Raw genomic sequence first — 23,934 nt, 5'->3', positions numbered from 1 at the left:
TTTCTCCGAGCGTAGAGGGAAAAGGAGAAAGCCAACAATGAGCAGAGGTAAATTCAGGAAAACGGCTCGCAAAATTGTTGCGCCGCCAGGCAATATCGCCCCCTGTAGGCCCGGCCAGCAAAGCGCCACCGGGCAATTTCCACCCCCTGTAGGCCCGGTAAGCGAAGCGCCACCGGGCGATACGGGTGCTTACTGATTTTCGATCAACAATGCTTCCAGCAAATCCAGGTCATGCAGCAGTTTTTGCAGGGTTTCGTTACTGATCTCACGCGTCGCGCGCAGGTGGTACAACTCTGCACGTTCCGAGCGTAGCGCCGCCAGGCGGAAGCGCCGTTCGAGGTTCTCTTCCTGCATTGAGCTTTCCACATCGTTACGCCCATCGGCGCGGCGACGCAGGTTACCAATCACGCGGGAGCTGACCTCGGTGAGCAACTGGTTATCGATGTTCTCTTCGGTATCCGCCGCCAGACGCTCTTCCATCTTCTGAATCGCGACAATCGCCACTTCCGCCGTGGCGGCGCGGGCGATTCGCTCCTCTTTCTGCTGCTGTGAGTGATCGCCCACTTCCAGATGTTGCAGCAGAATCGGCAGCATCACGACCCCCACAAACAGCGAGAACAAAATCACGCCCGCCGCAAGGAATACCAGCTCATAGCGCGCCGGGAAGCCGTTACCATCCGGCAACAATAGCGGGATAGAGAGCACACCGGCCAGCGTAATCGCCCCGCGAACCCCCGCAAAGGAGGCGATGAGGATTTCACGCATCGTCCAGGCGCCAAACTCCATCGGCTTTTTCTTCAGGAAGCGATTACTGAAGTTCTTCATCGTCCACAGCCAGCCAAAGCGCACCAGCATCAGCGCGGCATAAATCAGCACGATATCGGTGAACAGCATCCAGGTTTCAACGTTGGGATCGGCTTCCGCCGCCACCAGCGACGACTCCAGAATCCCTGGCAGTTGCAGACCCAACAGCAGAAAGACCATGCCGTTAAAGACAAACTCCAGCATCGCCCAGGTGCTGTTGGCGCGCAGACGCATCGCCAGCGGCGCGCGGCGCATAACGCCGGAACGGGTGATGGTCATCCCAGCCGCCACAGCGGCAAGAATGCCGGATACGCCGATATGTTCCGCAATCAGGTAGGAGGCGAACGGCAGCAGGAACAGCAGGACGATTTGCGTCGCTGGCTCATCCCCGCCCCAACGGCTCAGGAAACGCAGGGAGCGACCGTATAACCAACTGACGACAAAACCCGCCAGAATACCGCCCACTGCGACTTTAAAGAACTCCACCGTCGCCCCGCCGACGGTAAACACCATCGTCCCCATCGCCACAGCGACGGCAAATTTCAACGACACCAGGCCGGACGCGTCGTTCATCAACGCCTCGCCTTGCAGGATGCCCATAATTTTCTTCGGAATGCGCCCCTCGCCGACAATGCCGGAAAGCGCAACCGCATCGGTCGGCGACAGCACGGCAGCCAGCGCGAAGGCCGGTATCAGCGGAATGCCCGGCACCAGCCAGTAAATCATAAAGCCAATTCCGACCACCGTGACCAGCACCAGCGCCAGCGCCAGGCCGAAAATCTCTCGCCCATGTTCGAGAAACTCCCGGGTCGGCGTTTTCCAGCCGTCTGCAAACAACAGCGGCGGAATAAACAGCACCAGGAACAGTTCAGGGTCAAATTCCACATGCAAACCAAACGTCGGCCATGCCAGCAGCGCGCCAATGGCGATTTGCATGAGGGGTAAAGGAAGCTGGAAGGGCAATACACGAGTAAATACCCCCGACAGCGAGACCACAAGGGTCATGATGAGTATTGTGAAGAAGATTTCCATGCGTTCCCTGTTTGCGATATTTCTTATGTTTTAAAACGTGAGGCGTCGTGCCTCAATTCTATCTTCCTCAGAGTAACGCAAAAGACAACGGGATGTGTCCTGAAAATAAAAACGGGCGGCAAAAGCCACCCGTTTTTAGAGGACGCCAGGAATCAGATAGCCCAGCCGCCCGCATAGAAGGCGACCAGCGCTACGGCAATCACCACGGTGCCGACGTTCAGCTTACGCCATTCGCCCGACACAATGCGGCCGATCACCAGCGTAGCAAAACCAATCATAATGCCGGTTACGATGTTGCAGGTCAGGACGATAAACACCGCCGTGATCAGACCCGCCATCGCATCCACAAAGTCAGCGAAGTCGATTTTCGCCACGTTGCTCAGCATCAGCAGGCCGACGTACATCAGCGCGGGCGCGGTCGCGTAGACCGGAACCAGATAAGAGAGCGGAGAGAGGAACAGGATCAGCAGGAACAGGACGCCGACGGTGATCGCCGTCAGACCCGTTTTACCGCCTGCCGCCGTACCCGCCGCCGATTCAATGTATACCGCCGCAGGCGCTGCGCCAACCAGACCAGAGAACACGCTGCTCAGGGAGTCGGTGGTCAGCGCTTTGCCGCCATCGATAATCTGCCCGTCTTTATCCAGCAGGTTCGCCTGGCCAGCGACCGCGCGAATCGTGCCGGTGGCGTCGAAAACAGCGGTCATCACCAGCGCCAGCACGCTCGGCAGGACGATCGGGTTCAGCGCGCCCATAATATCCAGGCTGCCAATCAGCGAGTTGCCGTGTTCATCACTTAAAGACGGCATAGCAAAAAAGCCGGAGAAATGGACGGATGGATCGAAGATCAAACCCACAACCGAAATACCAATAATGGTCAGCAGAATGCCGCCCGGCACCTTCAGTTTTTCCAGGCCGATAATGACCGCCAGACCAATCAGCGACATGATAACCGGGAAAGAATCAAAGTTACCCAGCGCGACCGGCAGACCGTCCAGCGGGTTCTTAATCACCAGACCCACGCCATTCGCGGCGATCAGCAACAGGAACAGGCCGATACCGATGCCGGTGCCGTGCGCCACGCCATGCGGCAGATTGCGCAGGATCCAGCTACGGATACCGGTCGCCGAGATGATGGTAAACAGCACGCCCATCAGGAATACCGCACCCAGCGCAACCGGAACGCTAATGTGCTGACCCAGCACCAGGCTAAACGCGGTGAAGGCGGTCAACGAGATAGCGCAACCGATAGCCAACGGCAGGTTCGCCCACAGCCCCATAACAATAGAACCGACGCCAGCCACTAGGCAGGTCGCCACAAATACGGCGGCAGGCGGGAATCCGGCTTTACCCAGCATCCCCGGAACCACGATAACGGAGTAGACCATCGCCAAGAAAGTCGTTAATCCGGCAACCACTTCCTGACGGACGGTGCTTCCACGGTGTGAAATTTTAAACCAGGCGTCGAGTGAACCGCCGGTACGCGCTGAAGGCGTAGACATAGAAAACATCCCCTGAGAGTTTATTTTTCGTCGAGTATGCGTGGTGGACAATCCACTGCCAGCGAAACGTCATCTCCTTGTGCTACGTTTGCAACAATAAGGGGTGTCGCAAAAAAGCAAACGTTTAACTCCGCGCATACAAAACGGGTAGTAAAAAAAGCAAACGATTATCCAGCGATAATACGGGGCTTTTCAACTAAACTTTGCGGCTTTTTGCTTATTTCTTTTCATCACGCTCAATAAATCGCCAGTCGATGCGCAAACGTTATCGTCAATGCGCAATCTGATAACATTTTTTCTCGGGCGGACGACTGACACATCCGTCTATCCGCCAGGGATCTCAAAAGGGCCGCCTTGCTGGATAGCCCTTTGCCACGCCGGGCGCATCTCTACGCGCTTCTTCCAGGCGCTAATGTGCGTCAGGTCGTTAATTCCGCCTCGGCTCAGTAACGCAAACAGAGGAAAACTCATCTGGATATCCGCCATGCTGATATGTTCCCCGGCAAACCAGGGCTGCGCGGCAAGATGCGCATCAATGTAGCGCGCATGCGTCTCCAGTTGCGGGTTGAGATACGCTTTTTGCACGCCCTGCCCCAGAATGCCGCCCAGCGTGCGTAACCCAAATGGCACCGGCGGTTTACCCAGGCTGACAAACACCAGTTTCATTAACAGCATTGGCATTAACGAGCCTTCCGCATAATGCAGCCAGAACCGATACTGCCGTTTTTGCCGGGCATCGGCAGGTTTAAACTGCCCTGCGTGGTCATAGGTTTCCTGCAAATACTCCAGGATGGCGCCGGATTCGGCGAGGATCTCACCGTTATCTTCAATAACGGGCGATTTTCCAAGCGGGTGGATTTTTTTCAGCGCCGGTGGCGCAAGCATGGTTTTTTCACGCTGGTAGCGAACAATCTGGTAGGGCAGCGATAGCTCCTCCAGCGCCCAGAGCACGCGCTGGGAACGAGATTGATTCAAATGATGCACCGTCAGCATGGCTGTCTCCTGTTTTTCATTCAAATTAACTATAGAAAAGAGCGAGAGATGGCGTAAAAATTTCGGCTAAAAAACAGACAATACACTGGCAAACGGGCGGGCATGGCATACAATTACAGTATCAACACAAACCGGAACCTCCACCACGTGCTCGACTGAGGGGTGTTGATGTCGGGGGAAACCCTCCCGTGAACCAACGGGATAGAGCGAAAGACAAAGACCGGAAACAAACTAAAGCGCCCTTGTGGCGCTTTAGTTTTATGCGCGGCGATATGGTGCTCGCTTATCCGGCCTACGCGCGTCCCGGCGAAACGACATTTAATCATCTTCCAGCAATCGCGCCCCTGTTCCCTGCGTGCCGAGCTGATCGCCGGGGTTGCGCAGCGGGCAATCGCTACGCGACAAACAGCCGCAGCCGATGCAGCCGTCCAGTTCATCACGCAACGCCACCAGAGTATGAATACGTCTGTCCAGCTCCTCGCGCCATTGCGAAGAAAGCTGCTTCCACTCCTTTGCGCTCAACGTATGCCCCTCAGGCAATACGCCAAACGCTTCGCCAATGGTCGCCAGAGGAATGCCAATACGTTGAGCAATCTTGATGATCGCCACATAGCGCAGCACATCGCGCTTATATCGCCGCTGATTGCCGCCATTACGGACACTGCTGATAAGCCCTTTGCTCTCATAAAAGTGCAGCGCCGATACCGCCACACCGCTACGTTTCGCCACCTCACCCGGCGTAAGCAGGGACTTTATACGCGGTAATTTCTTTTCCATAAATCGCTTTACCTCAAGTTAACTTGAGGAATTATACTCGCCCGCAGACAAAACGACGAATCGAACACTGAGAAAGAGGCAGCAATATGTCCCATCAGCAGATAATTCAGACCCTTATTGAATGGATTGATGAACATATCGACCAACCGCTGAACATTGATGTGGTCGCAAAAAAATCAGGTTACTCGAAGTGGTATTTACAGCGGATGTTCCGCACGGTGATGCATCAGACGCTGGGCGACTATATTCGTCAGCGCCGACTCCTGCTGGCCGCCGTAGAGCTACGAACGACCGAGCGCCCCATTTTTGATATCGCGATGGATCTGGGATATGTGTCGCAACAGACATTTTCGCGCGTCTTCCGCCGCGAGTTTGACCGCACGCCCAGCGACTACCGTCATCGCCTGTAACTTTACTGCCCGCGCTGCATCAGGAGTGCGGGCGACTGTTGCAGCCACTGAATAAACGCCTGCGGCGGCATCGCCTTCGCAAAATACCATCCCTGACAATACTGAACGCCGCGCTTGAACAGCCAGTTCACCTGATCTGCCGTTTCCACGCCTTCGGCAATGGCCTTCAGGTGTAAGCTTTGCGCCATTTCGATGATATGTTCCGCGATCAGATGGCTGGTGCTATTGGTGGTCAGCGTGTCGATAAAGGATTTATCAATCTTCAGAATATCGACATTCAATGAATACAGGTTGTGCAGGTTTGAATACCCTGTTCCAAAATCATCAATCGCCACTTCAAAACCCGCCTGACGAAATGCCTGAATAACCGGCGTGGTTTTCGGCACGTCAATAAAGCCGCGCTCCGTCACTTCCACCTTAATTTGTTGCGCAAGAACGGAATGCTGGCGGGCTTTCTCCGCAATTAACGCGATAAGCCGGGAGGAGTGGAAATCAGAAGCGGAGAGATTAATAGAGATATAAAGATGAGGTTGCGAGGCGAGAAAATGTCCCAGATCGTTGAATACTTCTTCCACCACGTAATCGGTAATCTGCGCAATCATCCCCTCTTTTTCAGCCAGCGGGATAAACTCTGCCGGGCTCATCACCTGCCCTTCAAAACCAGGCCAGCGCAATAGCGCCTCCGCCCCCACGCATTTTTCATTTTGAATATCAATAATAGGCTGATAATAAAGACGCAGTTGACGTTTATCGATCGCTCGCTGCAACAAACGGCGCGGTGAATGATATTCCTCGCGCGTACGCGACCACATCAATAACACAATGATGCTACAGATAATGCCTAACGGCAGCGTTAACGTCGCCTGATGGTACAGGTTCTGATAGAAACGCGCGTTATCAGTGGAAACAATTATCGCGATCGGACGTTTTTCTGAATGGGCAATGGTATAGAAGCGATTATTTTGCTGAAAGGTAGATTCATCACGGTGCAGCAACGGTAATAATTGTTCGACGTTTGCCTGTTCGCTCACGGAGAAAAAGGAGTTCGTCACCGTGTCATATACACCCCAGGCCAGAGTGGGATCGTCTGACATCACCTCGCTGTAAGACAACGGATTTATTACCGCGACATAGTGTCCTCTTTGCATATACGTCATTTTGTAGCCAGCAAAGAACGGCGTATCACGATAGTAATAAATAGAAACGTCTGGTTCTCGTTTATAATCTGCGGCAGGGATAATATAAGGACTGGCAGGCGCCATTACCGTAGAGCATAAAAAATGATCGTCTTGCGCATAAATTAACTCGCTGATATACAAACGACCGCGAATAATATCCTGCATTCGTTTTTGATGCGCAGGAGTACAGGCTTTTCCCTGATACTGCTGTATCGCGTCGCGGGCCAGCTCCACCTGCTGGACAACCAGTTCCGTTTTTTCTAATGCCAGCTCGGCAAAAGAGTGCAGTTGATTACGGGTTTCAGACACCGCCCGCATGTGGGCAAACCATAGCGCCAGCATCACGGGGAGTAATACCACCATGATTGTTCCAAGGAATCTCAGCAACTTTCGTTGCGCGCTATGATTCATTTCGGCCCTGTATCCCTGAATTGTCTGTGCCTGTCATCATCAAGGCGGATGCTATAACAAACAGGTGATTACGTTGCATGAATTAAGCGACATTAGCAACAGACTTTTCCTGGTAAAAGTCTGATATTGACGGATGACGATAATATTTTCCCGTAAGGCAAACTTAAAGTTATGCTTATTTTTATTAGGGAATATTCTAATCCAAAAGGAGTAAGAATTTTCCAGGGTTTTTTCCGATTAATGCAGAAAAATTAAGTTAAATTTCCAGGCTGGTTAATTTTCCGGCGCTAATAAAATGGTAATAAAAATACATCTTCAATAACCAGCCCCATAATCTTCCGGTATAGCCCCCTCCAGATACCCATATTTAATTTGTGGTTATAAAGCGTACAAAAAAGGGTGCCCTGCACTGGCTAACAAACAATTTATTGTGATATAGTTCACAAAAATGATGAAACAGAAACGTTGTTTCATTCAGTGTCGATGTCATGCCCGTCGATAGCCAGAGTGTACCACGCCTTCCGTGAGCAACGCCGCGCTGTCCAGGGCACCTGCTATTCTCAGAGGAAATGTTTCATGGCTACCATAACCACTGGCGTGGTTCTTCTCCGCTGGCAACTGCTGAGCGCTGTGCTCATGTTTTTAGCCAGCACGCTCAATATTCGCTTTCGTAAATCCGACTATATCGGACTCGCGGTGATCAGTAGCGGCCTTGGCGTCGTGTCGGCCTGCTGGTTTGCAACCGGGTTACTCGGCATCACTCTGATGGATGTCTCCGCAATCTGGAACAATATCGAAGCCGTGATGGTGGAAGCCATGAGCCATACCCCGCCAGAGTGGCCGATGGTGTTGACCTGATGCTGATATAAGCCTCCGCCCGGAGGCTTTTTTATTCTCTCAAAAACAGCCAGTTAACCTTTCTCCCGCTAAAATCGCCGTATCATTTATTGTAATGAGAGCTATTCTCATATTAACATCCCCGCCGTGATGATTAACTTTTGATACTTTTCCGCTATGCCGACTCCAGTTCAGTGCGCTCCTTTAACGTTTGAATCGCTGTATCGCGCGCATCACGGCTGGCTGACGCACTGGCTGGCGCGAAAGTTACAGTCGGCGTTCGACGCCGACGACGTCGCCCAGGACACCTTCCTGCGTATTATTAACGGTGAATCTCTGACGGCGATTCGCGACCCAAAGTCGTTTCTCTGCACCGTCGCCAAACGGGTGATGATCGACCTTTTCCGCCGCAATGCGCTGGAAAAAGCGTATCTGGAGATGCTTGCGCAGTTACCCGAAACGCTGTCGCCTTCCGCTGAAGAAAAGCAGTCGCATCTCGAAACGCTGCAACTTGTCGACAGGATGCTGGACGGGTTGAGCGCCAAAGCGAGAACGGCCTTCCTGCTTTCTCAGCTTGACGGGCTGACCTACAGCGCCATCGCGCAACGTCTGAATGTTTCCGTCAGCTCGGTGAAAAAGTACGTCGCGAAAGCCACGGAACACTGCCTGCTGTTCCGCCTGGAGCATGGCCTGTGAAAACCTCCCTCACCGATGCCCGCCGCCAGGCGCTACGTTCAGCCTCACACTGGTATGCCGTTTTAAGCGGGGAGCGCGTAAGCCCCCAGCAGGAAGCGCGCTGGCAGCAGTGGTATGAACAAGATCAGGATAATCAATGGGCCTGGCAGCAGGTCGAAAACCTGCGCTGCCAGATGAGCAGCGTCCCCGGCAAACTCGCCAGCCACACGCTGAAAGACAGCCGCCTGACGCGCCGCCACGTACTGAAAGGGTTGCTGTTGCTGGTCTGCGCGGGCGGCAGCTGGCAGCTCTGGCGATCGGAGTTGGGCGAAGGCCTGCGTGCTGATTATCGTACCGCCCGGGGGCAGACTCGCCAGCAGACGCTGGAGGATGGCACGTTGCTTTCGCTGAATACCGACAGCGCGGTTAACGTGCGATTTGACGGTAGCCAGCGCCAGATCCAGCTCTGGTACGGCGAGATCGCCATTACCACCGGAAAAGACGCGCTGCAACGCCCGTTTCGTGTACAGACGCGCCAGGGCCAGCTCACCGCATTGGGTACGGAATTTACCGTGCGCCAGGACGGCGATGAAACCGTCCTTAGCGTCCGCCAACATGCCGTCGAAGCGATTCTCGCCGGAGATCCACAACAAAAACGGGTTATTCAGCAAGGTGAAACGGTGCGCTTCAGCGCCTCGCAGTTTGGCGACGTCGCATCATTGAATGACGAGTCTGCAAGCTGGACGCAGGGCGTATTAAGTTTCAGCGACAAACCTCTGGGCGACGTCATCGCCACGCTCTCGCGTTACCGGCACGGCATACTGCGTTGTGACCCGGCCGTTGCCGGATTACACCTGACAGGGACGTTCCCGCTCGGCAACACCGATGCCGTACTGAATGCGATCGCGAAAACGCTTCCTGTGAAAATTCAGTTTGTTACGCGCTACTGGGTCACGCTGTCTCCCGCCATTTAAACGATAACGAAAAAAATTATCATTTTTATTGTCCCTTTTGCCCCGCTCGTTCGACTTCATAACTGAATACAAATAAAGAAATGATGATGGAGACGTGATGGCCTTTCATAACACAGCACCTCTGGTGATGGCGATTCGTTTAAGCCTGCTTCCGCTTGCCGGACTGGCTTCGCTGCCTGCATTTGCCACGCAGTTCGATATTGCCGCCGGAGACTTAGACAAAGCACTTAATCAATACGCTGCCCGCAGCGGCATTATTATGTCAGTGGATGCTTCGCTCACGCGGGGCAAACACAGCGACGGACTGCACGGCGACTACGCGCTTGAAGATGGCCTGCGCACGCTGCTAAAGGGGAGCGGCCTACAGGAAAAATCGTTAGGCGATAACACCTGGACGCTGGAAGCCGCCCCGGTTGCCAGCGAGGACTCGTTGACCGTAGTCGGCGACTGGCTGGGTGAAGCCCGGGAAAACGACGTGTTCGAACATGCCGGCGCGCGTGACGTTATCCGTCGGGATGATTTCACCAAAACCGGCGCGACAACCATGCGCGAAGCGCTGAACCGTATCCCCGGCGTCAACGCCCCGGAAAACAACGGCACCGGCAGCCATGACCTGGCAATGAACTTCGGTATTCGCGGTCTTAACCCACGCCTGGCCAGCCGCTCGACGGTATTGATGGACGGCATCCCCGTGCCTTTTGCGCCATACGGTCAGCCGCAGCTGTCGCTCGCGCCGGTCTCTCTGGGCAATATGGATGCCGTTGACGTGGTGCGCGGCGGCGGCGCGGTGCGCTATGGGCCGCAAAGCGTGGGCGGCGTGGTGAACTTCGTGACCCGCGCGATTCCGCAAGATTTCGGTATTGAAGCCGGCGTTGAAGGGCAACTCAGCCCCACCTCGTCGCAAAACAATCCAAAAGAGACGCACAACCTGATGGTAGGCGGAACGGCGGATAACGGTTTCGGCACGGCCCTGCTCTACTCCGGCACGCGCGGCAGCGACTGGCGCGAACACAGCAACACCCGTATCGACGACGTGATGCTGAAAAGCAAATATGCGCCTGACGAGGTACACACCTTCAATAGCCTGCTGCAATACTATGACGGTCACGCCGATATGCCCGGCGGCCTGTCCCGCGCCGACTACGACGCAGATCGCTGGCAGTCCACGCGCCCGTATGACAGCTTCTGGGGCCGCCGCCAGCTTGCCAGTCTGGGATATCAATACCAACCCGACAGCCAGCACAAATTCAATATTCAGGGTTTCTACACCCGCACCCTGCGCAGCGGTTATTTAGAGCAAGGAAAACGCATTACGCTCTCACCGCGCTACTACTGGGTTCGCGGCATTGAACCGCGCTACAGCCAGAGCTTTATGATTGGCCCGTCTGCGCATGAAGTCGGCGTAGGCTATCGCTATGTCAATGAATCCACGCATGAAATGCGCTACTACACCGCAACCACCAGCGGTCAGTTGCCGTCAACATCCAGCCCTTATGACCGTGATACGCGTTCAGGGACCGAAGCTCACGCCTGGTATCTCGATGACAAAATTGATATCGGCAACTGGACCATTACGCCAGGTATGCGTTTTGAGCACATTGAATCCTACCAGGACAACAACGTTAAAGGTACGCACGAAGAGGTGAGCTACAACGCCCCGCTTCCGGCGCTTAACGTCCTCTACCACCTCACTGACAGCTGGAATCTTTATGCCAACACTGAAGGCTCGTTCGGCACCGTACAGTACAGTCAAATTGGCAAGGCTGTGCAAAGCGGCAATGTGGAACCGGAAAAAGCGCGAACCTGGGAAGTCGGAACCCGATTCGACAACGGCGCGCTGACGGCGGAAATGGGGCTGTTCCTGATTAACTTTAATAATCAGTACGACTCCAACCAGACTAACGATACGGTCACCGCCCGTGGCAAAACCCGTCATACCGGGCTGGAAACGCAGGTACGTTACGATCTCGGCGATATGACGCCCACGCTGGAAAATGTCGCCGTTTACGCTAACTACGCGTACGTTAACGCCGAAATTCGCGAAAAAGGCGACACTTACGGCAATCAGGTGCCGTTCTCACCGAAGCATAAAGGGACGCTGGGCGTGGATTACAAACCCGGCAACTGGACGTTCAACCTGAACAGCGATTTCCAGTCCAGCCAGTTTGCCGACAACGCCAATACCAGGAAAGAGAGCGCGGACGGCAGCACCGGGCGTATTCCGGGTTACATGCTGTGGGGCGCGCGCGTGGCGTATGACTTCGGCCCCGAGATGGCCAACCTGAACCTCGCGTTTGGCGTGAAGAATATCTTCGACCACGAGTATTACACCCGCTCGTATAACGACAACAACAAAGGCATCTATGCCGGACAGCCACGAACGCTGTACCTGCAAGGGTCACTGAAGTTCTGATTGTTCATTTGTTGCCGGGTGGCGGCGTAAATGCCTTACCCGGCCTACAGAGTGACGTAGGCCAGGTAAGCGCAGCGCCATCCGGCAACCGGAGTTGACTATGTTTGCTTTTATTCGCGTTTATTTTTTCAGCCTGATCGTCCTGGCAGCGCCGGTTTTTGCCGTGACGGTGCAGGATGAACACGGCGCCTTTACCCTGAATAAAACGCCGCAACGGATTGTCGTACTGGAACTGTCGTTTGCCGATGCCCTGGCGGCGGTGAACGTCAGTCCGGTGGGGATCGCCGATGACAACGATCCCACGCGTCTGCTGCCGGAAGTGCGCCAGATTATCGGGCAATGGCAGTCCGTCGGCACGCGCGCTCAGCCGAGCCTTGAGGCGATCGGCGCGCTAAAGCCGGACCTGATTATCGCTGACAGCAGCCGCCACGCAGGGATTTACGCCGCGCTGCAAGAGATCGCCCCCGTGTTGTTGCTCAAATCCCGCAATGAAACGTACGCTGAAAATCTGCAATCCGCCGCGATCATCGGGAAAGTATCAGGTAAAGATGCTGAAATGCAAAAACGGCTGACGTTGCATCGGGAACGTATGCGCGCGTTTGCCGCCCACTTGCCGAAAGGGGCCAGCGTGGTATTCGGCACCTCACGCGAACAGCAGTTTAATCTGCACAGCCGCGAATCGTATACGGGCGGCGTGCTCGCTGCGCTGGGTCTGCGCGTGCCGGAGGCAATCAACTCTGCGCCAATGACCACGATTAATCTGGAGCGGCTACTGGCGCTCGATCCGCAGTGGCTGATTGTCGCGCACTACCGCCAGGAGAGCATCGTTAAACGCTGGCAGCAGGATACGCTGTGGTCCATGCTCCAGGCGTCGCAACACCACCAGGTTGCCGCTGTCGATAGCAATAGCTGGGCGCGGATGCGCGGGATTTTCGCTGCGGAACGCATTGCCGGCGATACGGTGAAAATCTTTCATCACCAGACGCCTGATACCACGCAATGAGGACATTGATCATTTGGGGAGCGCCCGTACTGGCGCTCCTGGCGGCGTTCTGGCTGAGCCTGTTCTGCTACTCGGCGATCCCGATTTCACCCGTCAGTGCTCTGCATGCCCTGTTTCCTTCTTCAACGCCTCCGCTTTCGGAGGCGTTGGTGCGTAATTTACGTCTGCCGCGCAGCCTGGTGGCATTGCTGATTGGCGCCAGCCTTGCCCTGGCGGGAACATTGCTGCAAACCCTGACCCATAACCCACTGGCCTCCCCTTCTCTGACCGGCATTAACAGCGGTGCGGCACTGGCGATAGCGTTAACCAGCGCATTCAGCCCCATGTTGCTCAGCGGGTATTCCATCGCGTTTATCGCCGCCGCAGGCGGAGGCCTCGCCTGGCTTCTGGTGATGCTGGCTGGCGGCGGCTGGCGACAGGAGCCCGACCGCAACAAACTGATTCTCGCCGGAATCGCGCTCTCCGCGCTGTGTATGGCGCTGACCCGCATCACGCTGTTATTGGCGGAAGACCACGCTTACGGCATTTTTTCATGGCTGGCGGGCGGTATTGCCCATGTGCGCTGGGCCGAGTTCTGGCAGCTCTTTCCTTTTGTTCTGGTGATTATTCCCGCCATGCTGCTGCTGGCGAACACCCTTAATCTGCTCAACGTCAGCGATGTCGCCGCACACACGCTCGGCGTAAACCTGTTTCAGCTGCGGCTTACCGTCAATATCGCCGTACTGGTGCTGGTCGGCGCCTGCGTCAGCGTGGCGGGGCCGGTGGCGTTTATCGGCCTGTTAATGCCGCATCTGGCCAGGGCGTGGTCAGGTCACGACCAGCGTAAGTTGCTGCCGATGAGCCTGCTGATGGGCGCAACGTTTATGCTGCTGGCGGATATTCTGGCGCGAGCGCTGGCCTGGCCGGGCGAGCTTCCGGCAGGCGCAGTGCTGGCGCTGATTGGCGCGCCGTGTTTTGTCTGGCTGGCAAGGAGGCGTGGATGAAAGCCTTTATTCTGCTCATCACGTTGCTCCTGCTGAGTATCACTGCGCTGCTGTCATTGCGTCTGGGCGTGGTTCCCCTGCCCTGGTCCGCGCTGATCGATGGCTGGCATACCGGTCACGAGCACCACTATGTTCTGACCCAGTATCGCCTGCCGCGACTGCTGCTGGCGATATTCATCGGCGCCGCCCTGGCGATTTCCGGCGTACTGGTGCAGGGCATCGTGCGTAATCCGCTGGCCTCGCCGGATATTTTAGGGGTGAACCATGCCGCCAGTCTGGCGACGGTAAGCGCACTCATGCTGCTGCCATCGCTGTCGGTCGTCTGGCTGCCGCTGCTGGCATTTGTGGGCGGGCTTTGTGCGCTGATCTTACTGCGTGCGATTGCGGGTCGCTCCTCCCCCCTGCGCCTGGCGTTAATCGGCATGGCGTTGTCGGCAACCTGGGCCAGCCTGACGGATTACCTGATGCTCTCCCGCCCGCAGGACGTTAACAACGCGCTGCTGTGGCTGACCGGCAGTTTATGGGGACGCGGCTGGTCGTTTGTGTATGTGGCGCTGCCGGTAATGCTGGCGCTTATTCCACTCAGCGCCTGGTTTTGCCGCGATCTGGATCTGCTGGCGCTGGGCGATGATCGCGCCAGCACGCTCGGCGTCCCGGTCAGTCGGGCGCAGCGCCAGGGATTGCTCCTCGCCGTCGCGCTGGCAGCCACCAGCGTGGCAGTTTGCGGGCCGATAGCTTTCGTCAGCCTGGTCGTGCCCCACCTGACCCGACGCCTGCTGGGAGGGCGCCATCACTGGCTGCTGCCCGGCGCTGCACTAATCGGCGCATTTGTCTTAACGCTGGCCGATTTGCTGGCAAGGATCATTAACCCTCCCACGGAGCTTCCGGCAGGCATGCTCACCGCCATTATCGGCGCGCCGTGGTTTATCTGGTTGCTTGTGAGGATGCGCTAAATGGATATCAGATGTGAAAACCTGACTGCCGGATACGGTGATAAACGCATTCTTGACGGCCTGTCGGTTACGCTACCCGCCGGGCAGATCACCGCATTACTGGGGCCTAATGGCTGCGGCAAATCGACGCTGCTGAAATGCCTTGCCCGCCTGCTCATACCGCAATCCGGCACCTTGCACATTGCGGGTAAGCCGCTGTCGGCATTCTCACCCCGCGCGCTTTCGCGTCACCTGGCGCTACTGCCGCAACAGCACATGACGCCGGAAGGGATCACCGTGCGGGAACTGGTCAGCTATGGCCGCAGCCCGTGGCTGCCGCTGTGGGGGCGGCTTTCTCGCGACGACCATCAGCATGTCAACCGGGCAATGGCGCAGACGCACACTGACGCGCTGGCAGAAAGGCGGCTGACGGAGCTGTCCGGCGGTCAGCGGCAGCGCGTGTTTCTGGCGATGGTGTTAGCGCAGGATACGCCCATTGTATTACTGGATGAACCCACCACCTGGCTCGACATTAATCATCAGGTGGAGTTGATGGCGCTCATGCAGATGCTAAAACAGGCGGGGAAAACGGTCGTGACGGTACTGCACGATCTGAATCAGGCAAGTCGCTATTGCGATCATCTTGTCGTGCTGGCGCAGGGGAATGTGATTGCGCAAGGGCAACCTGTTGATGTGATGCAACCAGAATTATTACGCAAGGTATTTCAGGTTGATGCGGAAATTCACCCTGAACCGCTAACAGGAAAACCAATGTGTATTATTCGTTAGTCTGCTAGCCATATTTTTACCTGTCCAGAGCAGTCTGTTCATCCTGTCAGACTGCTCATCAAAAATATATTCTTATGCCCTTTATTTTTATTCTCTGTCATTAACCTTAAATATTTAAAAGTTATGTAAGGAACACTATATTTAGTGTTTTTCAACCCAGATACTTAACGAAAGCGTAGGTTGAAATCCCGCTAATTACCGCGATGATGATTGCAAAAATAACCAGTAACATCAATCGCCTACCGCTATATATTCCTAACATAATTACCTCCTTTACTAAATTTACACTTCCATCAAAACACTGAAAATATACGCTACAAGCGTTATCTAACCATCAAGATAAAATAATCTTTAACGAAACGCCATTGATTAATGTCAATAATTCAGACTCTTTATTTTAATAGTATAAGCGCGATTCAAAACATTATGCATTTTATACTTCGAGGAATTTTAAATTGACCAGAATGCCGAATAAAAATCGTCTCCATTCTGCGCCATGCGTTGAAAAAAAACCGTACCAGCAATCTGTTAACGAGGTACTTGAAAAAAAGCAGAGTCAGCCTTCCGGGCTGACGCAAAATGAAGCCAGCGCGCGCCTCGCGCAGCATGGGCCTAACGCGCTGCCAGAAAAAACAGGCAAACCTGCATGGTTACGTTTCCTGGCGCATTTCCACGATGTTCTGATTTATGTCCTGATCGCTGCGGCGGTGCTGACTGCGGTCATGGGTCATTGGGTGGATACGGCCGTCATTTTGGGTGTTGCCATTATCAACGCGCTGATTGGCCACATTCAGGAAAATAACGCGGAAAAGTCGCTGAAAAGCATCCGCAATATGCTGTCGAACTCAGCGGTCGCTATCCGCAACGGTCAACATGAAACCGTCCCCACAACCGAACTGGTGGTGGGCGATATCGTCGTGCTGCGCGCAGGCGATCGCATCCCGGCAGATCTTCGCGTTATGGAAGCCCATAACCTGCGGGTTGAAGAGGCCATCCTGACGGGCGAGTCCACCGTTGTCGATAAAACAGCCGACACCCTTACCGGCGAACTGCCGCTAGGCGATCGTAAAAATCTGCTGTTCTCCGGCACCACCATCAGCGCAGGCGCCGGACTGGGCGTGGTTATCGCTACCGGGGAAGAGACTGAACTCGGCCACATCAACCAGATGATGACGGGCATTGAGAAGCACCGTACCCCGCTGCTGGTTCAGATGGATAAACTCGGCAAAGCCATTTTCGCCATTATCGTCGCCATGATGGCAGGACTATTTGTGTTCAGCCTGCTGCTGCGCGATATGCCGATGGGCGAACTGCTGCTTTCTCTGATTAGCCTTGCCGTCGCGGCCGTACCGGAAGGGCTACCCGCGATCATCTCGATTATTCTGTCGCTCGGCGTACAGACGATGGCCCGCAAACGCGCCATTATCCGCAAGCTGCCGACGGTCGAGACGCTGGGTGCGATGTCCGTGATCTGTTCCGATAAAACGGGCACCCTGACCATGAATGAGATGACGGTAAAAGCCATTATTACGGCGGACAAAAATTACCGCGTTCAGGGCAACAGCTATGAGCCAATGGGCGAGATCCATACTGAGGAGAGCGACGCTGCGGTAGAGATCCTGCCCGGCAGCCTGCTGGAGAACTACCTTCGCACTATCGACCTGTGTAATGACAGCCAATTGATTCAGGACGAAAACGGCCACTGGGGCATCACCGGCGGGCCAACGGAAGGAGCCTTAAAAGTGCTGGCGGCAAAAGCGCGCCTTCCCGCCATTGAAACTGAACTGCGCAGCAAAATCCCGTTCGATTCGCAGTACAAATACATGGCGACGCACCATCGCATTGGAAATGAAGAGCGCGTACTGGTGACCGGCGCGCCAGATGTGTTGTTTAAACTGTGCCAGCTACAGCAAACTGCTACCGGTACTGAAGCCTTTACGCAAAATCACTGGGAAGCGGAGATCGCGCGCTATGCGAAAGAAGGTCTGCGCATGGTTGCGGCAGCCTGGAAGCCAGGGCGTGCAGAAGCCGCCTCTCTCACCCATGAGTGCCTGAATGACGGCCTGATCTTCCTGGGCATCGCAGGCATGATGGACCCGCCGCGTCCAGAAGCCATTGACGCAATCCAGGCCTGCCAGCAGGCGGGGATTCGCGTGAAGATGATCACCGGCGATCACCCGCAAACGGCCATGAGTATCGGCGGCATGCTGGGGATTCATAACAGCACCCACGCGGTAACGGGTTACGAACTGGAGCAGATGGACGATGCGGCATTAGCTGAAGCCGCTGTCACCTACGACATCTTTGCCCGCACCAGCCCCGAACATAAACTGCGTCTGGTGAAGGCGCTGCAAAACAAAGGCGAGATTGTCGGTATGACCGGCGACGGAGTCAACGACGCCCCCGCGTTGAAGCAGGCGGACGTCGGCATCGCGATGGGCATCAAAGGCACGGAAGTGACAAAAGAAGCCGCGGACATGGTACTGACGGACGATAACTTCGCCACCATCGCCAGCGCCGTGCAGGAGGGGCGTCGCGTTTACGACAACCTGAAGAAAACGATTCTGTTCATCATGCCCACCAACCTGGCACAGGGTCTGCTGATCATCATTGCTCTGTTGGCTGGGAACCTGATTCCGCTCACGCCGGTACTGATTCTGTGGATGAACATGGCGACCTCCGCCACGCTGTCGTTCGGGCTGGCATTTGAAGCCGGTGAGCGCAACATCATGCGACGCCCGCCACGCCAGAGTAATGAGAACGTCATGGATGCCTTTGCTATCTGGCGCGTCGGTTTTGTCGGAACGTTAATTGCGGCCTGCGCCTTTGCGCTGGAAGCCTGGTTGCAGCCTCGCGGCCACAGCCCGGAGTTTATCCGTACCGTGCTGTTGCAGACGCTGGTCACCGCACAGTGGGTATATATGCTCAACTGTCGGGTTTCGGATGGTTTCTCGCTGGGACGCGGGCTGCTGATGAATAAAGGCATCTGGATGGTCAGTGGCATTCTGTTGCTGTTACAGTTGGCGATTATCTATATGCCTTTCATGCAGATGCTGTTTGGCACAGAAGCGCTGCCGCTGCGTTACTGGGGCATAACCTTCGCTATCGGCGCAGTGCTGTTCTGCATTGTGGAGATAGAGAAACCGCTCACCCGTAAATTCCGCCGGAAATAGCCAGCGGTTCACCGCGAAGCAAAAAGCCTCCCGTAGCGGAGGCTTTTTTTTGCCGATAGGAGAGAAGTTTTGTAGGCCCGGTAAGCAAAGCGCCACCGGCATAACGCCGGATGGCGGCGCAAGCGCCTTATCCGGCCTACGGGAGAGAGGTTTTGTCGGCCCGGTAAGCGAAGCGCCACCGGGCATGGCACCGGATGGCGGCGCAAGCGCCTTATCCGGCCTACGGGAGAGAGGTTTTGTCGGCCCGGTAAGCGAAGCGCCACCGGGCATGGCACCGGATGGCGGCACAAGCACCTTATCCGGCCTACGGGAGAGAGGTTTTGTAGGCCCGGTAAGTGAAGCGCCACCGGGCATGGCACCGGATGGCGGCGCAAACGCCTTATCCGGCCTACGGGAGTGAATTTTGTAGGCCCGGTAAGCGAAGCGCCACCGGCATGGCGCCGGATGGCGGCGCAAGCGCCTTATCCGGCCTACGGGAGAGAGGTTTTGTAGGCCCGGTAAGCAAAGCGCCACCGGGCATAGCGCCGGATGGCGGCACAAACGCCTTATCCGGCCTACGGGAGAGAGGTTTTGTAGGCCCGGAAAGCGAAGTGCCACCGGGCATAGCGCCGGATGGCGGCGCAAACGCCTTATCCGGCCTACGGGAGAGGGATTTTGTCGGCCCGGTAAGCAAAGCGCCACCGGGCAGGCAGATTAACGAATGACCATCACCGGAATTTTCGCGTATCGCAAAATATTCGCCGCAGCCGAACCGAGCAAATGCGTTGCAATACCCGGCTTGCGCGAACCGATGATAATCATCTCGGCGTTATGCGCTTCTACCGCGTTATTTACTTCATCACGAATATTGCCATGACGGACTTCAAAACGAATATTCTCCAACGGCGTTTTGAATTTTCTCGCAAGGTTAAGCATTTTTTCTTGCGCGTCATTCGTCATGTATTCCTCGTATTTTCTGATATCCGAGGCAAAACCACGCATTGGGGAGGTACCCAGCTTAGGGAACACATGCAGCAGATGGATCACGCCGTTTTCTTTGTCCACCATATGATCAGCGTAGGCAATGGCTTTGTCAGAAAGATCCATCGCCAGAATATCAACGGGCATTAAAATGACTTTATTCATGATGATTTCCTTAAGTTAGCTGACAGGCCAATCACATATCCCTGAAAAGACCTGGCAAGATTCAGCATTCATTTGACCAAAATAACGGGGGAATAATAATCAATAATACCCTGTCTTTTTTGATCATAAGCAAGAAAGGAAATAACCCATAAAGTCTGTAGATATATTTACATCCGGTGACAAAACTGACAAGCCTGCTATTTAATTGCACGCTATTTCAGCCAAAAAAAAAGCTCCCGTGAAGGGAGCTTTTTAAATTCATCAGAACGGGATGTCGTCGTCGAAATCCATTGGCGGTTCGTTAGACGGTGCCGGAGCGGATTGTTGCTGCGGACGGGACTGCGCGCCGCCGCTGAACTGGTTGCCACCCTGCGGTTGCTGAGGCTGACCCCAACCACCCTGCTGCTGACCGCCGCCCATATTGCCGCCAGCCGGAGCGCCACCGCCCTGACGGCCACCCAGCATCTGCATGGTGCCGCCAACGTTGACCACCACTTCAGTGGTGTATTTGTCCTGACCGGACTGATCGGTCCATTTACGGGTACGCAGCTGACCTTCAATGTAAACCTGAGAACCTTTACGCAGATATTCGCTGGCCACTTCCGCCAGTTTGCCGAACAGCACAACGCGGTGCCATTCCGTCTGCTCTTTCATCTCACCGGTCTGCTTATCACGCCAGGATTCGGAAGTAGCCAGCGTAATGTTGGCAACTGCGCCACCATTTGGCATGTAGCGTACTTCCGGGTCCTGGCCCAGATTACCGACGAGAATCACCTTGTTTACGCCTCTGCTGGCCATGATCGAGTCTCCTGAAAAACGTTTCTGAATAAGTGTAAACGCGCGATTGTAGCATTACCAATAGCGTTTTTACTACGATGCGAGGCTGATTCCAGTAAACAACCTTGGGCGGACATTGTTACACAGTAGCCTGTGTTTTGCATTCCAATACTGTATATCCATTCAGGTTGAGTTGTGTCATAATTAACCGTTTGTGATCGCCGGTAGCGCCATGCGGCCGGGAAAAAGCGTTTTAATCCGGGAAAGGTGAATGGATAAGATCGAAGTTCGGGGCGCCCGCACCCATAATCTCAAAAACATCAACCTCGTCATCCCGCGCGACAAACTGATTGTCGTCACCGGGCTTTCGGGTTCTGGCAAATCCTCGCTCGCTTTTGACACCTTGTATGCCGAAGGGCAGCGTCGCTACGTTGAATCCCTTTCCGCGTATGCGCGTCAGTTTCTGTCTTTGATGGAAAAACCAGATGTCGACCATATTGAGGGGCTGTCGCCCGCTATCTCAATTGAGCAGAAATCGACATCCCATAACCCGCGCTCTACGGTAGGTACAATTACCGAAATACATGACTATCTGCGTCTGCTGTTCGCCCGCGTGGGTGAACCGCGCTGCCCGGATCATGACGTCCCGCTGGCGGCGCAAACCGTCAGCCAGATGGTGGATAACGTGCTGTCTCAGCCAGAAGGTAAACGCCTGATGCTGCTGGCGCCCATTATTAAAGAGCGCAAAGGCGAGCACGCCAAAACGCTGGAAAACCTGGCCAGCCAGGGCTACATCCGCGCCCGTATTGATGGCGAGGTCTGCGATCTCTCCGATCCGCCGAAGCTGGAGCTGCAAAAGAAACACACCATTGAGGTCGTGATCGATCGTTTCAAAGTCCGTAGTGATCTGTCCCAGCGCCTGGCGGAATCTTTTGAAACCGCGCTGGAACTCTCCGGTGGCACCGCGATCGTCGCGGATATGGACGATACGAAAGCGGAAGAGCTGCTCTTTTCCGCCAACTTCGCCTGCCCAATTTGCGGCTACAGTATGCGCGAGCTGGAACCGCGTCTGTTCTCGTTCAACAACCCGGCGGGAGCCTGCCCGACCTGCGACGGCCTCGGCGTACAGCAATATTTCGATCCCGATCGCGTGATCCAGAACCCGGAACTTTCTCTGGCTGGCGGCGCGATTCGCGGCTGGGATCGCCGTAACTTCTATTACTTCCAGATGCTGAAATCGCTGGCGGAACACTATAAGTTCGACGTGGAAGCGCCGTGGGGAAGTCTGAGTCAGAATGTGCATAAAGTCGTTCTGTACGGTTCCGGCAAAGAGAGCATCGAGTTCAAATACATCAACGATCGTGGCGACACCTCCGTGCGTCGCCATCCGTTCGAAGGCGTGCTGCACAACATGGAGCGCCGTTACAAAGAGACGGAGTCCAGCGCGGTACGTGAAGAGTTAGCTAAATTCATCAGCAACCGTCCGTGCGCCAGTTGTGAAGGCACGCGTCTGCGCCGTGAAGCACGTCATGTCTTCGTCGAGAATACTCCGCTGCCTGCGATCTCCGACATGAGCATCGGCCATGCGATGGACTTCTTCAACAATCTCAAGCTCGCAGGCCAGCGAGCAAAGATTGCGGAGAAGATCCTCAAGGAGATTGGCGACCGCCTCAAGTTCCTGGTAAACGTCGGCCTCAACTACCTGACGCTGTCCCGCTCGGCAGAGACCTTGTCCGGCGGCGAAGCCCAGCGTATCCGTCTGGCCAGCCAGATTGGCGCGGGGCTGGTAGGCGTGATGTATGTGCTGGATGAACCGTCTATCGGTCTCCATCAGCGCGATAACGAACGTTTGCTGGGAACGCTGATTCACCTGCGTAATCTCGGCAATACCGTGATTGTGGTGGAGCATGACGAAGACGCCATCCGCGCCGCCGACCATGTGATCGATATCGGCCCCGGCGCTGGCGTACACGGCGGTCAGGTCGTGGCCGAAGGGCCGCTGGAGGCGATTATGGCGGTGCCGGAATCCCTCACCGGCCAGTACATGAGCGGCAAACGCAAGATTGAAGTGCCGAAACAGCGCGTTCCCGCGAACCCGGAGAAAGTGCTGAAGCTGACCGGCGCGCGCGGCAACAACCTGAAAGACGTCACCCTGACGCTGCCGGTTGGCCTGTTTACCTGTATTACCGGCGTATCCGGGTCGGGTAAGTCCACGCTTATCAACGACACGCTGTTCCCGATTGCCCAGCGCCAGTTAAACGGGGCGACCATTGCGGAACCTGCGCCGTATCGTGATATTCAGGGGCTGGAGCATTTCGACAAAGTCATCGACATCGACCAGAGTCCGATTGGCCGTACGCCGCGCTCTAACCCGGCAACGTATACCGGCGTGTTTACGCCCGTACGTGAGCTGTTCGCTGGCGTGCCGGAATCACGCTCACGCGGCTATACGCCGGGACGTTTCAGCTTTAACGTGCGCGGCGGGCGCTGCGAAGCCTGTCAGGGCGACGGCGTCATCAAGGTTGAAATGCACTTCCTGCCGGATATTTACGTACCGTGCGACCAGTGCAAGGGCAAGCGCTATAACCGCGAAACGCTGGAGATTAAGTACAAGGGCAAGACTATCCACGAAGTGCTGGATATGACCATCGAAGAAGCGCGCGAATTTTTTGACGCCGTTCCGGCGCTGGCGCGTAAGCTGCAAACGTTGATGGACGTGGGTCTGACCTACATCCGTCTCGGTCAGTCCGCCACCACGCTCTCCGGCGGTGAAGCACAGCGCGTGAAGCTGGCGCGTGAATTGTCGAAACGCGGCACCGGGCAGACGCTGTACATTCTGGATGAACCGACCACCGGTCTGCATTTTGCCGATATTCAGCAACTGCTGGACGTGCTGCACCAGTTGCGCGATCAGGGCAACACCATTGTGGTGATTGAGCACAACCTGGACGTCATTAAGACGGCGGACTGGATTGTCGATCTCGGCCCGGAAGGCGGCAGCGGCGGCGGCGAAATTCTTGTTTCCGGGACGCCGGAGACGGTCGCAGAGTGTGAAGCGTCACATACTGCCCGTTTCCTCAAGCCAATGCTGTAATAATGCCCGATGGCGCTGCGCTTATCGGGCCTACAGAATATGCGTAATAGTT

At 55.4% G+C, this 23,934-nt stretch carries 18 protein-coding genes; 11 read left to right on the top strand and 7 right to left on the bottom strand.

All coding sequences use genetic code 11. The features are described from left to right. Nucleotides 1-189: 189 nt before the first annotated feature. The 4 genes from OGW17_RS03670 to soxR all read right to left on the bottom strand — a co-directional run bounded on the left by OGW17_RS03670 (nt 190) and on the right by soxR (nt 5,108). Complete coding sequence (locus OGW17_RS03670; RefSeq protein ID WP_049011571.1) at nt 190-1,836, bottom strand: Na+/H+ antiporter; 1,647 nt, start codon at nt 1,834-1,836, stop codon at nt 190-192. A gap of 152 nt (nt 1,837-1,988) precedes the next feature. Beyond that, nucleotides 1,989-3,338, bottom strand: a complete 1,350-nt coding sequence (ghxP, locus tag OGW17_RS03665; RefSeq protein WP_024130830.1) for a guanine/hypoxanthine transporter GhxP — start codon at nt 3,336-3,338, stop codon at nt 1,989-1,991. A gap of 324 nt (nt 3,339-3,662) precedes the next feature. Then, nucleotides 3,663-4,331, bottom strand: a complete 669-nt coding sequence (locus tag OGW17_RS03660) for a glutathione S-transferase family protein (protein WP_012134597.1) — start codon at nt 4,329-4,331, stop codon at nt 3,663-3,665. A 318-nt stretch (nt 4,332-4,649) separates the two neighbouring features. Then, complete coding sequence (gene soxR / locus OGW17_RS03655; protein ID WP_049011570.1) at nt 4,650-5,108, bottom strand: redox-sensitive transcriptional activator SoxR; 459 nt, start codon at nt 5,106-5,108, stop codon at nt 4,650-4,652. Nucleotides 5,109-5,194: 86 nt separating this feature from the next. On the opposite strand from soxR, the gene soxS reads away from it, so the two are divergent. Then, nucleotides 5,195-5,518: a superoxide response transcriptional regulator SoxS gene (gene soxS / locus OGW17_RS03650; protein WP_012134599.1), complete on the top strand. Its 324-nt coding sequence runs from the start codon at nt 5,195-5,197 to the stop codon at nt 5,516-5,518. Nucleotides 5,519-5,520: 2 nt separating this feature from the next. On the opposite strand, the gene pdeC is transcribed toward soxS, so the two are convergent. After that, nucleotides 5,521-7,107, bottom strand: coding sequence for a cyclic di-3',5'-guanosine monophosphate phosphodiesterase PdeC (gene pdeC, locus OGW17_RS03645; RefSeq protein ID WP_012134600.1), 1,587 nt, complete (start codon nt 7,105-7,107; stop codon nt 5,521-5,523). A 576-nt stretch (nt 7,108-7,683) separates the two neighbouring features. Here pdeC and OGW17_RS03640 point away from each other — a divergent pair. The 9 genes from OGW17_RS03640 to OGW17_RS03600 all read left to right on the top strand — a co-directional run bounded on the left by OGW17_RS03640 (nt 7,684) and on the right by OGW17_RS03600 (nt 18,886). Next, on the top strand, nt 7,684-7,965 hold the full coding sequence (locus OGW17_RS03640; protein ID WP_012134601.1) for a YjcB family protein: 282 nt from the start codon (nt 7,684-7,686) through the stop codon (nt 7,963-7,965). A gap of 156 nt (nt 7,966-8,121) precedes the next feature. Next, nucleotides 8,122-8,640 (top strand): ferric citrate uptake sigma factor FecI, encoded by a 519-nt coding sequence (gene fecI / locus OGW17_RS03635; RefSeq protein WP_071257686.1) that lies wholly within the window; start codon nt 8,122-8,124, stop codon nt 8,638-8,640. After that, nucleotides 8,637-9,593: a ferric citrate uptake sigma factor regulator FecR gene (gene fecR / locus OGW17_RS03630; protein WP_071257683.1), complete on the top strand. Its 957-nt coding sequence runs from the start codon at nt 8,637-8,639 to the stop codon at nt 9,591-9,593. The genes fecI and fecR overlap by 4 nt, the downstream gene beginning before the upstream one ends. Before the next feature lie 97 nt (nt 9,594-9,690). After that, nucleotides 9,691-12,006: a TonB-dependent Fe(3+) dicitrate receptor FecA gene (gene fecA / locus OGW17_RS03625; RefSeq protein ID WP_286452140.1), complete on the top strand. Its 2,316-nt coding sequence runs from the start codon at nt 9,691-9,693 to the stop codon at nt 12,004-12,006. Between the two features lie 100 nt (nt 12,007-12,106). Further along, nucleotides 12,107-13,009 (top strand): Fe(3+) dicitrate ABC transporter substrate-binding protein FecB, encoded by a 903-nt coding sequence (locus OGW17_RS03620; protein WP_114647569.1) that lies wholly within the window; start codon nt 12,107-12,109, stop codon nt 13,007-13,009. Beyond that, nucleotides 13,006-13,992 carry an iron-dicitrate ABC transporter permease FecC gene (fecC, locus tag OGW17_RS03615; protein ID WP_071257680.1) on the top strand — a complete coding sequence of 329 codons (987 nt, stop codon included), beginning with the start codon at nt 13,006-13,008 and terminating at the stop codon, nt 13,990-13,992. The genes OGW17_RS03620 and fecC overlap by 4 nt, the downstream gene beginning before the upstream one ends. After that, nucleotides 13,989-14,945 (top strand): Fe(3+) dicitrate ABC transporter permease subunit FecD, encoded by a 957-nt coding sequence (gene fecD, locus OGW17_RS03610; RefSeq protein ID WP_071257679.1) that lies wholly within the window; start codon nt 13,989-13,991, stop codon nt 14,943-14,945. Before fecC ends, fecD begins: the two co-directional genes overlap by 4 nt. Then, entirely contained in the window at nt 14,946-15,713 is a 768-nt protein-coding gene (gene fecE / locus OGW17_RS03605; protein WP_012134609.1) for a Fe(3+) dicitrate ABC transporter ATP-binding protein FecE, read from the top strand. Nucleotides 15,714-16,177: 464 nt separating this feature from the next. Beyond that, a complete protein-coding gene (locus OGW17_RS03600; RefSeq protein ID WP_071257677.1) occupies nt 16,178-18,886 on the top strand; it encodes a cation-transporting P-type ATPase in 2,709 nt (902 codons plus the stop codon). A 693-nt stretch (nt 18,887-19,579) separates the two neighbouring features. On the opposite strand, the gene OGW17_RS03595 is transcribed toward OGW17_RS03600, so the two are convergent. Together OGW17_RS03595 and ssb1 are read right to left on the bottom strand one after the other, a co-directional pair. Continuing rightward, the gene (locus OGW17_RS03595) at nt 19,580-20,011 is read right to left on the bottom strand and encodes a universal stress protein (protein WP_012134612.1); all 432 of its coding nucleotides are present in this window, start codon (nt 20,009-20,011) and stop codon (nt 19,580-19,582) included. 261 nt (nt 20,012-20,272) lie between these two features. Next, a complete protein-coding gene (gene ssb1, locus OGW17_RS03590; protein ID WP_047459655.1) occupies nt 20,273-20,809 on the bottom strand; it encodes a single-stranded DNA-binding protein SSB1 in 537 nt (178 codons plus the stop codon). Nucleotides 20,810-21,059: 250 nt separating this feature from the next. Between ssb1 and uvrA the strand changes: the two genes are divergently transcribed. Then, complete coding sequence (gene uvrA / locus OGW17_RS03585) at nt 21,060-23,882, top strand: excinuclease ABC subunit UvrA (RefSeq protein WP_012134614.1); 2,823 nt, start codon at nt 21,060-21,062, stop codon at nt 23,880-23,882. Nucleotides 23,883-23,934: the final 52 nt, after the last annotated feature.

This window comes from Citrobacter sp. CK181 (assembly GCF_030333595.1).
GTDB lineage: Bacteria > Pseudomonadota > Gammaproteobacteria > Enterobacterales > Enterobacteriaceae > Citrobacter_B > Citrobacter_B koseri.
This window is presented reverse-complemented; position numbering and strand designations above follow the sequence as displayed.

What these genes read in the sequence shown, in the direction of transcription:
- OGW17_RS03660 (WP_012134597.1), bottom strand. Translation starts at nt 4,331, where the DNA reads ATGCTGACGGTGCATCATTTGAATCAATCTCGTTCCCAGCGCGTGCTC.
- fecI (WP_071257686.1), top strand. Translation starts at nt 8,122, where the DNA reads ATGCCGACTCCAGTTCAGTGCGCTCCTTTAACGTTTGAATCGCTGTAT.
- ghxP (WP_024130830.1), bottom strand. Translation starts at nt 3,338, where the DNA reads ATGTCTACGCCTTCAGCGCGTACCGGCGGTTCACTCGACGCCTGGTTT.
- OGW17_RS03595 (WP_012134612.1), bottom strand. Translation starts at nt 20,011, where the DNA reads ATGAATAAAGTCATTTTAATGCCCGTTGATATTCTGGCGATGGATCTT.
- OGW17_RS03600 (WP_071257677.1), top strand. Translation starts at nt 16,178, where the DNA reads ATGCCGAATAAAAATCGTCTCCATTCTGCGCCATGCGTTGAAAAAAAA.
- ssb1 (WP_047459655.1), bottom strand. Translation starts at nt 20,809, where the DNA reads ATGGCCAGCAGAGGCGTAAACAAGGTGATTCTCGTCGGTAATCTGGGC.
- fecA (WP_286452140.1), top strand. Translation starts at nt 9,691, where the DNA reads ATGGCCTTTCATAACACAGCACCTCTGGTGATGGCGATTCGTTTAAGC.
- OGW17_RS03620 (WP_114647569.1), top strand. Translation starts at nt 12,107, where the DNA reads ATGTTTGCTTTTATTCGCGTTTATTTTTTCAGCCTGATCGTCCTGGCA.
- OGW17_RS03670 (WP_049011571.1), bottom strand. Translation starts at nt 1,836, where the DNA reads ATGGAAATCTTCTTCACAATACTCATCATGACCCTTGTGGTCTCGCTG.
- fecE (WP_012134609.1), top strand. Translation starts at nt 14,946, where the DNA reads ATGGATATCAGATGTGAAAACCTGACTGCCGGATACGGTGATAAACGC.
- pdeC (WP_012134600.1), bottom strand. Translation starts at nt 7,107, where the DNA reads ATGAATCATAGCGCGCAACGAAAGTTGCTGAGATTCCTTGGAACAATC.
- uvrA (WP_012134614.1), top strand. Translation starts at nt 21,060, where the DNA reads ATGGATAAGATCGAAGTTCGGGGCGCCCGCACCCATAATCTCAAAAAC.
- OGW17_RS03640 (WP_012134601.1), top strand. Translation starts at nt 7,684, where the DNA reads ATGGCTACCATAACCACTGGCGTGGTTCTTCTCCGCTGGCAACTGCTG.
- soxS (WP_012134599.1), top strand. Translation starts at nt 5,195, where the DNA reads ATGTCCCATCAGCAGATAATTCAGACCCTTATTGAATGGATTGATGAA.
- fecC (WP_071257680.1), top strand. Translation starts at nt 13,006, where the DNA reads ATGAGGACATTGATCATTTGGGGAGCGCCCGTACTGGCGCTCCTGGCG.
- fecD (WP_071257679.1), top strand. Translation starts at nt 13,989, where the DNA reads ATGAAAGCCTTTATTCTGCTCATCACGTTGCTCCTGCTGAGTATCACT.
- soxR (WP_049011570.1), bottom strand. Translation starts at nt 5,108, where the DNA reads ATGGAAAAGAAATTACCGCGTATAAAGTCCCTGCTTACGCCGGGTGAG.